Consider the following 10,440-nt stretch of genomic DNA (forward strand, 5'->3'; position numbering starts at 1 on the left):
CGCGGGAGGCGGCATCCGTCGCCCTCTCGACCCTCGCCCCGCACCTCTCGCGCTACCGGCGCTCGGTCGCGTCGTACGCCGCCGAGCTGCACCGGCGCGACGCCTGATCTGCCCAGGGCGAACACGGGCGGGTCGCTCGCGGCACCCCGGTAGATTCGATGGCGACCCTAGGAAACAGGAGCACACATGGCCGAACCACTTGTCGCGACGAGCGTCTTCGACAGGCTGCTGAAGGACCGCATCATCTGGCTCGGGTCGGAGGTGCGCGACGAGAACGCCAACGAGATCTGCGCGAAGATCCTCCTCCTCGCGGCCGAGGACACGCAGAAGGACATCTACCTGTACATCAACTCGCCCGGCGGCTCGATCACGGCCGGCATGGCGATCTACGACACCATGCAGTTCGTCCCGAACGACATCGTCACGGTCGGCATCGGCATGGCCGCCTCGATGGGCCAGCTGCTGCTGACGGCAGGCACCAAGGGCAAGCGCTACATCACACCGAACGCCCGCGTGCTGCTGCACCAGCCGCACGGCGGCTTCGGAGGCACCGCGAGCGACATCCAGACGCAGGCCCAGCTGATCCTCGACATGAAGAAGCGCCTCGCAGAGATCACTGCGGTGCAGACCGGCAAGACGGTCGAGCAGATCAACGCCGACGGCGACCGCGACCGCTGGTTCTCGGCCGAAGAGGCGCTCGAGTACGGCTTCGTCGACCACATCCGCGAGTCCGCGACCGACGTCGTGGGCGGCGGCGGCACGGCGAACTGACGGCACCCGAAGGCGAAAGAGAGAGAACCCGAATGCAGACCCCCACCTTCGGCCCCGCGAGTCCTCAGGGCCTCCAGACGCCGGGCAGCCGCTACATCCTCCCGCAGTTCGAGGAGCGCACTGCCTACGGCTACAAGCGCCAGGACCCTTACAACAAGCTGTTCGAAGACCGCGTGATCTTCCTCGGCGTGCAGGTCGACGACGCGTCGGCCGACGACGTGATGGCGCAGCTGCTCGTGCTCGAGTCCCAGGACCCCGACCGCGACATCATCATGTACATCAACTCGCCCGGCGGGTCGTTCACCGCGATGACGGCGATCTACGACACCATGCAGTACGTGTCGCCCCAGATCCAGACGGTCGTGCTCGGCCAGGCGGCGTCCGCGGCGGCCGTGCTGCTGGCGGCCGGAGCGCCCGGCAAGCGCCTGGCGCTGCCGAACGCCCGCATCCTGATCCACCAGCCCGCGATGGGCGAGGCCGGTCACGGTCAGGCGTCCGACATCGAGATCCAGGCGGCCGAGATCATGCGCATGCGCACGTGGCTCGAAGAGACGCTCGCGATGCACTCCAACAAGACCAAGGAAGAGGTCAACAAGGACATCGACCGCGACAAGATCCTGTCGGCGGAGGAAGCCGTGTCGTACGGTCTCGTCGACCAGGTCTTGACGACCCGCAAGCGCGGGCAGCAGGCGCTGACGAAGTAGCGCGTCGGTCGGCTCGCCGATCGCACCCCTCACGCCCCGTCGCCGGATTCTCCGGCGGCGGGGCGTCGTCGTGGGCCCGTTCTGCTCACGGCGTACGCCCTCCACAACGAGCGTTGCAATCCCACCCCATGTCGCCGGCAGAGGTTAGGCTCTGAAGACAGCACGGGGGACGGCCTCCGTCGTGACGAGGAGAAGCCTCATGGCACGCATCGGTGAGAGCGCCGACCTGTTCAAGTGCTCCTTCTGCGGAAAGAGCCAGAAGCAGGTCCAGCAGCTGATCGCCGGCCCTGGCGTCTACATCTGCGACGAGTGCGTCGAGCTGTGCAACGAGATCATCGAAGAGCGCATGGCCGAGTCCTCGTCGGGCGTGGTGGCAGACTTCGACCTACCGAAGCCGCGCGAGATCTACGCGTTCCTCGAGGAGTACGTCGTCGGGCAGAACGACGCCAAGCGTGCGCTCTCGGTAGCCGTCTACAACCACTACAAGCGCGTCCGCACCCACGGAACCATCCAGTCCGCCGAGCAGCGCGCCGACGAGATCGAGATCGCCAAGAGCAACATCCTGCTCCTGGGCCCGACGGGCTGCGGCAAGACCTACCTCGCGCAGACGCTCGCCAAGCGCCTGAACGTGCCGTTCGCGGTGGCCGACGCCACGGCCCTCACGGAGGCGGGCTACGTCGGTGAGGACGTCGAGAACATCCTGCTGAAGCTCCTTCAGGCAGCCGACTTCGACACCAAGCGCGCCGAAACCGGCATCATCTACATCGACGAGGTCGACAAGATCGCCCGCAAGGCCGAGAATCCGTCGATCACACGCGATGTCTCGGGCGAGGGCGTGCAGCAGGCGCTGCTGAAGATCCTCGAGGGCACGGTCGCCTCCGTGCCGCCGCAGGGCGGCCGCAAGCACCCGCACCAGGAGTTCATCCAGATCGACACGACCAACGTCCTGTTCATCGTGGCGGGTGCGTTCGCGGGTCTCGAAGACATCATCTCGTCGCGCGTCGGAAAACACGGCGTCGGATTCGGAGCGCCGCTGCACAACAAGGGCGATGACCTCAGCCTCTTCAGCGAGGTGCAGCCCGAAGACCTCCACAAGTTCGGTCTCATCCCCGAGTTCATCGGTCGGCTTCCGGTGGTCGCCTCGGTGTCGCCGCTCGACCGCGAAGCGCTCATGGAGATCCTCACCGAGCCGAAGAACGCGCTGGTGAAGCAGTACCACCGCATGTTCGAGCTCGACGGGGTCGCCCTCGAGTTCGATCGCGAGGCGCTCGAAGCCATCGCCGACCTCGCGGTGGCGCGCAAGACCGGGGCTCGCGGTCTCCGCGCGATCCTCGAAGACGTGCTCGGTCCGATCATGTTCGAGATCCCGTCGACGGATGACGTCGACAAGGTGATCGTCACGCGGGCTGCAGTCGAAGAGGGCGCCACTCCGACCCTCGTGCTCCGCGAGAAGCGCAAGAGCGCCTGACCTCCGGCGGTGTCGGAGGTCGGCGGTAGCGTCGGCTGATGACCACGCCGAGACCGTTCTCCATCCACGTCGGTGACGACATGCTCGCCGACCTGCACGATCGACTCGACCGGTTCCGCCCACTGCCCGACTCGCCACGGCGACCCGCGTCGGGCATGACGGCGGACTACCTCGCCGAGCTGGTCGCCTCGTGGCGATCCTGGGACTGGCGCGCTCGCGAGGCGTGGCTGAACGGGCACCCGCAGTTCCTCGCCGACATCGGCGACGCCACGGTGCACTTCGTGCACCGGCGCGCGACCCGCGAAGACGCTCCGGCTCTCCTCGTGATGCACGGCTGGCCGCACACGTTCGCCCTGCAGCTCGACTTCGCCGAGATGCTCACCGACTTCCATGTCGTCGTTCCGAGCCTTCCCGGCTTCGCCTACTCGTCGGTGTACGCCCAAGGGCCGGTGACCGAGCTCCGTCTCGCCGAGACGATGCACCGACTGATGACCGAGGTCCTGGGCTACGAGAGGTACCTCACGTACGGCGAGGATGTCTCGGCCAACGTCAACGACCTGATCGCGGGCACCTACCCGGAGTCCGTCGCGGGCGTGCTGGTGACGCACTCCCACTTCCCGTCGCGCGCCGAGCGCGAGCGCCTCGACGCACCCGACGAGGTGGCGTTCTTCGCGCGACTCGACGAGTGGGGAGGAGCGAACGGCGGGTACGGGCACATCCAGGCGACGCGTCCCGACACCCTTGCGGCCGCCCTCAACGACTCGCCCGCGGGGATTCTCGCGTGGATCGTGGAGAAGCTCGTCGAGTGGAGCGACACGCCCGGCGGCGACCCTCGGCACGTCGAACAGCGGATCTCGCGCGAGCGGCTTCTCACCGAGGCGATGATCTACTGGACGACACAGAGCATCGGCTCGTCATTCCGGCCGTATCACGAGGGTGCCGACCAGCCCGATGCGATGCCGCCCGTCGAGGTTCCGGCATCCGTCCACATACAGCGCCACGAGTGGGACTACCCGGAATCGCTCGCTCGCCGGTTCTATCGCGACCTCCGCGCCTTCGAACGATTGGAGGAAGGAGGCCACTTCGCCGTCGCCGAAGCGCCCGCGGTGATGGCCGAACGAGCGCGTGCGCTGGCCTCGGAGGTCGGCGCGCTCTGATCCGGCGCCCCGGATGGCCCGATCGGGCCATCCGGATGGCCCATCGATGCGATGCCCGCCCGGCGTGGTGCGCGGTTCGCTGGGGGCATGTCATCACCAGCCACGTACCAGAGCAGCCCTCCAGCCATTGCCGCACCGATCGGGCATCTTTTCGCAGTGAGCCCAGGGCCGCTGCAGATCGACGGCCATCTCAACGGTCCTCGCCGCACGGCGAACGGAGGCTTCGCGGCGGGCACGATCGCGACACGTGTCGACTCCGACACGGTGACGGTCGTGCTGCGACGCCCGATCCGCATGAGTGTGCCTCTGGAGGTCTCGAGTGCGCCTTCGGGTGGCGTCGTCGTCCGGGACGAGGGCGCGCTCGTCGCCGAGGCGCGGCCGGGCAGGCTGGTCGCATCCGCGGACCCGCCTGCGCCGACGTTCGACGACGCGCGCCGAGCACTCGAGGCGCATCCGCTCATCGGAGTGCGCCACGCCCTGTCGGACTGCGTCGTCTGCGGCCCCGCCCGTGCCGACGGCATGCATGTGACTCCGGGCCCTGTGCCCGGTCGTCCCGAGGTCCTCGCAGCGCCCTGGGTGGTCGGTGCGCGGTACGCGCACGCCGGGATGGCGGACTTCCCGGCGGTGTGGGCCGCGATGGACTGCCCGAGCTTCCCCGCGGCGGCGCTGCGCGAGCGGGTCATGTGCGTGCTCGGCACCATGACCGCGCGGGTTGAGCGGCGCCCCTTCGTGGGGGAGCCCCTCGTCGTCTACGCGTGGACGCGTGAGCATCACGGTCGCCGATACGAGACATCGGTGGTGATGGTCGACGCCGGCGGCGCGCAGATCGCCCGGGCCGACTCGACCTGGATCGCCGTCAAGCATCAGCATCTGGTGCGGCTCTTCCGCCACCTCGTGTGAACCGTGCGGATGGCCGATTCCGGCCATCCGCACCATGACCTCGATGGCCGGTCTTCGCGATGCGGCGGGTGTGGCATCGCGAGTGAACTGTCAATCGACGCGGGCGTACCAGCCCGTCCCACTGAAGGAGAGAATCCATGTCCACCATCGTCGGCGCGACCGTCGCCGCAGAAGAAGAGCGCGCCGAAACCGACGCGGAAGTCGGCGCCGCGCTGACCCAACGCCTGCTCGAGGCCCTGCCGTCCGCCCTGGAGCTGCTCACGATCGAGCTAGGCCACCGCCTCGGACTCTACGCCGCACTGGATGCCCTCGGAGCCGCGACGGCAGCCGACCTCGCGCGGGCCACGGGCCTCGGTGAACGCCAGCTGCGCGAGTGGCTCGATCAGCAGGCCATCGCCGGCATCCTGACCGCCCACGGCGGCGAGTACCGCACGTATCAGCTGCCGGCCGCCTATCGTCCGGTGCTGCTGGATCCCTCGCATCCGCTCCACGGGGCGGGCCTCGCGACGATGTTCGCGGGTGTCGGCTCGACGTTCGACCGCGTGAGCGAGGGCTACCGCCGCGGCGAAGGCGTGACTTTCGCCGAGTTCGGCAGGGCCATGCGACACGGCCTCGAGCACACCTATCGTCCCGGCTACACGCACGCCCTTCCGGTGTGGATGGAGCAGCTGCCCGACATCTCGGCGCGGCTCGACGAGGGCGGCACGATCCTCGACCTCGGCTGCGGTACGGGCTGGTCCACGGTCGCGCTCGCGCGGCGCTTCCCGAACGCGCGGGTCGTCGGGGTGGATCTCGACGAGGAATCGGTTGCCGAAGCGCGCGCGAACGCGGCGGAGTCGGGCATGGCGAAGCGGGTCAGCTTCGTGCTGGCGGATGCCGGCGACCGGGCGGCACTGGCGGGCGCGGCCGGCGGTCACGCCACTCTCGTCACGGTCTTCCTCGCGCTGCACGACATGAATGCGCCTCAGCGGGCGCTGTCGTCGGTGGCGGACCTGCTCGAGCCGGGAGGTGCGATCCTCGTCGGCGACGTGAAGGTGGAGGACGAGTTCACGGCCCCGGCGGGCCCGCTGGACCGGATGTTCTCGGCGTTCAGCGTGCTGCACTGCCTGCCGGCCACGCTCGCCGAGGGCGACGGTCACGCTCACGGCACAGTGCTGCGCGCACCGACAGTCGTCGAGTGGAGCCGCGAGGCGGGCCTCGGCACCACGACCCGCCTCGCTGTGGAGCACCCCACGTGGTCGTTCTACCGGCTGGACCGGTGAGCACCACCAGCGCACGACGGCACGTCGTCGTCCATACTGATCTCGTGGAGTCCACGTCCGTCGACGTTCGGTATGCGTGGTCGGGTACCGATGATGTCGCCTGGTCAGAGGTCGGCAGCGGTGAACCCGTCCTCATCGGCGGGTGGTGGATGAGTCATCTCACGCGCGACTGGGAGTACGGGCCGTTCCGGGCGTTCGTCGACGCGATGGCGCGCCATCGCCGTGTGATCCGCTTGGACCCGCCCGGCAGTGGGCTCTCCCGCTCCCGAGGCGAGACACCGGACACGATGACGCCACACCTCGACGCCCTATCGGCGGTGCTGGATGCGGCCGGTCTGGATCAGGTCACGTTCATGGCAGGATCCTCGGGGTGTCCGGTCGCGGTGGAGTTCGCCGTCCGATACCCCGAGCGGGTGCGGAGACTGGTGCTGGCAGGCGCGTACCTGGACGGTTCTTCGGTGGCGGGCCCGGCGGATCGCGAGGCGCTCGTGGAGATGGTGCGGCGCAGCTGGGGGGTGAGCTCACGCGTGATGTCCGACATCTTCTACCCCGGCGCGACCCCCGCGCAACGCCGGGCCTACATCGCCCACCAGCGCTCTTCGGCGACGCCGCATGCCGCGGCGGCCGCGCTCGAAGCCGTCTACCGGTTCGACGCCAGGGAGTCCGCTGCTGCCGTTCGCACACCCACGCTCGTGCTGCACCGCCGCAGCGACCGCGCGATACGGCTCGCTCTCGGCGTGGCGACCGCGCAGGCGATTCCAGGAGCGCACCTCGAGGTGCTCGATGGTGATGCACACCACCCGTGGCACGGCGATGCCGCGGGGTTCCTCCGCTCTGCAATGGCCTTCGACGGTGTCGATGCGTCGGCGGTGCGGGTGGATGGCGAGAAAGCCGATGCCGCGGCATCCGATCGCCTGCTGCGACCGTCTTCGTCGCCGCTCTCGGCCCGTGAGCATGAGGTGCTGCTCCTCGTCGCGCAGGGCCGAACGGACGCCCAGATCGCCGCCGAGCTGTTCCTCAGCGTCCACACCGTCCACCGGCACGTCGCGAACGCCCGTACGAAGCTGGGCGTGTCGTCGCGCGCCGCCGCGGCGGCATGGGCCGTCGCCAACTCCCGCTGAATCTCAGCCCGCGAACCTGCGCTGCGCCTCAGACCGCGAGACCCCGGCGCTCGAGCAGCGGCTGGATCTCGGCATCGCGTCCGCGGAAGTCGCGGTAGGCCTCGAGCGGGTCCTTCGATCCGCCGACGCCCAGCAGCCGCTCGCGGAAGCGGTTGCCGTTCTCGCGACGCAGCCCGCCGTTCTCGCGGAACCACGCCACGGTGTCGGCGTCGAGCACCTCGCTCCAGATGTAGGAGTAGTAGCCGGCGCTGTAGCCACCCGAGAAGACATGCGCGAAGTACGTGGACGAGTAGCGCGTCGGCACCGCGGGGTTGTCGAGTCCGATATCGGCGAGGGCGGATGCCTCGAACGCGGCGACGTCGACAGCGCCCGGGACCTCGTCGACCGAAAGCGAGTGCCAGGCCTGGTCGAGCCACGACGCCGCGAGGTACTCGCTGGTCGCGAATCCCTGGTTGAACGACTCGGAGGCGTGCAGCTTCTCGACGACGTCGGCAGGCAGCGGCTCGCCGGTGTCGATGTGGCGCGCGTACGACGCGAGGATTTCGGGCCAGTAGATCCACATCTCGTTGACCTGGCTCGGGAACTCGACGAAGTCGCGGTAGACGTTCGTGCCGGCGAAGTGGGGGTACGTCACGGTCGCGAACAGCCCGTGGAGGGCGTGACCGAACTCGTGGAACAGCGTCGTCACTTCGTCGAGCGTGAGGAGGGTGGGCCTGCCCGGGGCGGGCTTGGGCACGTTGAGGTTGTTCACCACGACGGGGGAGGTGCCGCGCAGCCGGGACTGCAGCACGATCGAGTTCATCCACGCACCGCCGCGCTTCGTGTCACGTGTGTACAGATCGAGAACGTAGAGCCCCAGCGCCGATCCGTCGGCGTCGAAGACCTCGAACACCCGGGCGTCGGGGTGGTAGGACGGAAGGTCGGGTCGCTCCTGGAACGTGATGCCGTAGAGCTCGGTGGCGGCGCGGAACACGCCGTCGCGCAGCACGCGCTCGGCTTCGAACCACGGACGGAGCGCGGCACGGTCGAGGTGGAACTCGGCGGCGCGAACCTTCTCGGTGTAGAACGCCCAATCATGGGCCTCGAGGGCGAAGGGCGCGGGCTCCGCGTCGATGATCGCCTGCAGTTTCTCCTGCTCGCGCCGAGCGTTTCGGGCAGCGGGCATCGCGAGACGCCGCAGCAGGTCATGCACGGCCTCGGGCGAACCCGCGGTCTCGTCGGAGGTCACGTAGGCGGCGTGGGACTCGTACCCGAGGAGCGCGGCGCGTTCGGCCCGCAGCCGTACGATCTCGAGCAGCGTGGCGCGGTTGTCGTGCTCGTTGCCGCGGGATCCGCGGGCGCGCGATGCTGCGAGCAGGCGCTCACGCGAGCTGCGATCGGTGAGGCTCGAGAGATAGGGATGCCCCGTGAACAGCGTGAGCGTGACGACCCACTTTCCGTCGCGGCCGCGGTCGGTCGCCGCCTGCGCCGCCGCCGACATCTCGCCCTCGCTCAGTCCGTCGAGCTCTGCCGCGTCGTCGAACACCACAGCCAGATCGTTCGTGTCGGTGAGGAGGTGCTGCTCGAACTGCGTGGTGAGCGTCGAGAGCCGCTGATTGAGCTCGGTGAGCTGCGTCTTCGCGCGGTCGTCGAGGCCGGCGCCGGCGTGTGACATCTCGGTGTGGTGCCGCTCGACGAGGTATCGCTGCTCGGGGGAGAGATCGAGGTGGTCAAGCCCGTCGTGGAGCGTCTTGATGCGCCAGAAGAGAGCGGCGTCGAGCTGGATCGAGTCCTGGTGCGCCGACATGAGGGGCGCGAGCTTCTCTTCGATCTCCTGGATCTGCGGCGTCGCGTCGGCCGATGAGACGGTGTAGAACGTGCGGGCGACGTCGCCCAGCAGCTTTCCGCTCTCCTCGAGCGGAACCATCGTGTTCTCGAAGGTCGGCATCGACCGAACGCGGGTGATGTTCTGGATCGCGCGCGTGTGCTCGGCGAACGCGGCCTCGAACGCCGGAAGGTAGTGCTCGGGACGGATGACGGTGTAGTCGGGGAGTCCGTACGGGAGCGTGCTGGCGGAGAGGAGCGGGTTGTCGGTCGGCATGGAGTCAGCCTATCCGGGAGACGGGTCCAGTGCCGCCGAACCTTTGCAAAAGGGAACTTGCAAAGAAGTGCTTGCAAACAAATGTTGGCATGATCTAGCCTGGCCTCATGACCAACGACGAGCCGCGCGAGATGCACGACCCGGCAGCGCCGGAGATCGAGGATCGCGTTCTCGACACCGGAGCACTGCGGGCGCTCGCACACCCGTTGCGGGTTCAGATCTTCGACATCCTCAGTCAGTACGGTCCGCAGACGGCATCCACTCTGGCGACCCGGCTCGGTGAATCGAGCGGCTCGACGAGCTACCACCTGCGCGCCCTGGCGAAGCACGACCTCATCCGGGAGCGTGCGGATCAGGGAACCGGACGGGAGCGCTGGTGGGAGCGACCGGTGGGAGGCGTGTCGTTCTCGAACCCCGAGGCGATGGCCACGCCCGCTGGTCGCGCAGCGACGCAGATCGTGATGAACGAGTTCCTTCGGCACCGCAACGATCAGCTCCTCGACTTCGTCAACCGCGGGATCTCCGGTCTCGAGGAAGCGTGGCAGGAGGGAACCCTGATCTCCACCGCCTCGACGCGCCTCACGCCCGAGCAGAGCAAAGAGCTCGTCGCGAAGATCAAAGCGCTGATCGACGACACCGTGCACATCCACCGCAACCAGACCGGCGAGGACGTCCGGCCGGTGACCATTAGGGCCGACCTCTTCCCGCTGCCAGATCTTGGAGACAAGTCATGACCACCGCGACCGCGCCGCATGCGCATGTCAGTGTGGCTCCCGCTCTCGCGGCCCGCGCCACCCGTTTCGACCGCACGCTGCTGCGTGCGGCATCCGCCATCGACGCGTTCGTCGTGTCGCGTCTTGAGCGGCGAGCCGGCGACGGGTCGCGCCGCGCGGTGGCGGCCCAGGCGGCTGCGGAGCACCTGCGCCGCGACGCCGAGGCCCGCGGTGCGATAGGAATCCTTCCGCGATGAGCGAGGG

At 68.6% G+C, this 10,440-nt stretch carries 11 protein-coding genes; 10 read left to right on the forward strand and 1 reads right to left on the reverse strand.

All coding sequences use genetic code 11. The features are described from left to right. From EIO58_RS06885 to EIO58_RS06920, 8 genes are all read left to right on the forward strand, one after another. The coding region (locus tag EIO58_RS06885; protein ID WP_127818901.1) for a tetratricopeptide repeat protein at positions 1–107 on the forward strand (107 nt) is incomplete at its 5' end. A 79-nt stretch (positions 108–186) separates the two neighbouring features. Continuing rightward, positions 187–771: an ATP-dependent Clp protease proteolytic subunit gene (locus tag EIO58_RS06890; protein WP_127818902.1), complete on the forward strand. Its 585-nt coding sequence runs from the start codon at positions 187–189 to the stop codon at positions 769–771. A gap of 32 nt (positions 772–803) precedes the next feature. Further along, complete coding sequence (locus EIO58_RS06895) at positions 804–1,475, forward strand: ATP-dependent Clp protease proteolytic subunit (protein WP_127818903.1); 672 nt, start codon at positions 804–806, stop codon at positions 1,473–1,475. 199 nt (positions 1,476–1,674) lie between these two features. Next, positions 1,675–2,943, forward strand: a complete 1,269-nt coding sequence (gene clpX / locus EIO58_RS06900) for an ATP-dependent Clp protease ATP-binding subunit ClpX (protein ID WP_127818904.1) — start codon at positions 1,675–1,677, stop codon at positions 2,941–2,943. A 38-nt stretch (positions 2,944–2,981) separates the two neighbouring features. Then, on the forward strand, positions 2,982–4,100 hold the full coding sequence (locus tag EIO58_RS06905; RefSeq protein ID WP_127818905.1) for an epoxide hydrolase family protein: 1,119 nt from the start codon (positions 2,982–2,984) through the stop codon (positions 4,098–4,100). Between the two features lie 87 nt (positions 4,101–4,187). Continuing rightward, positions 4,188–5,000 carry a hypothetical protein gene (locus EIO58_RS06910; RefSeq protein ID WP_127818906.1) on the forward strand — a complete coding sequence of 271 codons (813 nt, stop codon included), beginning with the start codon at positions 4,188–4,190 and terminating at the stop codon, positions 4,998–5,000. Between the two features lie 137 nt (positions 5,001–5,137). Further along, positions 5,138–6,262 (forward strand): class I SAM-dependent methyltransferase, encoded by a 1,125-nt coding sequence (locus tag EIO58_RS06915; RefSeq protein ID WP_127818907.1) that lies wholly within the window; start codon positions 5,138–5,140, stop codon positions 6,260–6,262. Beyond that, positions 6,259–7,383, forward strand: a complete 1,125-nt coding sequence (locus tag EIO58_RS06920) for an alpha/beta fold hydrolase (protein WP_127818908.1) — start codon at positions 6,259–6,261, stop codon at positions 7,381–7,383. The genes EIO58_RS06915 and EIO58_RS06920 overlap by 4 nt, the downstream gene beginning before the upstream one ends. A gap of 28 nt (positions 7,384–7,411) precedes the next feature. Here the strand turns inward: EIO58_RS06920 and EIO58_RS06925 are convergent, their stop codons facing one another. After that, positions 7,412–9,463 carry a M3 family metallopeptidase gene (locus EIO58_RS06925; protein WP_127818909.1) on the reverse strand — a complete coding sequence of 684 codons (2,052 nt, stop codon included), beginning with the start codon at positions 9,461–9,463 and terminating at the stop codon, positions 7,412–7,414. A gap of 107 nt (positions 9,464–9,570) precedes the next feature. On the opposite strand from EIO58_RS06925, the gene EIO58_RS06930 reads away from it, so the two are divergent. Both EIO58_RS06930 and EIO58_RS06935 read left to right on the forward strand, forming a co-directional pair. Beyond that, complete coding sequence (locus EIO58_RS06930) at positions 9,571–10,197, forward strand: ArsR/SmtB family transcription factor (protein ID WP_127818910.1); 627 nt, start codon at positions 9,571–9,573, stop codon at positions 10,195–10,197. Beyond that, positions 10,194–10,433 (forward strand): hypothetical protein, encoded by a 240-nt coding sequence (locus EIO58_RS06935; RefSeq protein ID WP_127818911.1) that lies wholly within the window; start codon positions 10,194–10,196, stop codon positions 10,431–10,433. Before EIO58_RS06930 ends, EIO58_RS06935 begins: the two co-directional genes overlap by 4 nt. The last annotated feature ends 7 nt before the right edge of the window (positions 10,434–10,440 follow it).

It is taken from the genome of Microbacterium sp. CPCC 204701 (genome assembly GCF_004010105.1).
Classification (GTDB): domain Bacteria; phylum Actinomycetota; class Actinomycetes; order Actinomycetales; family Microbacteriaceae; genus Microbacterium.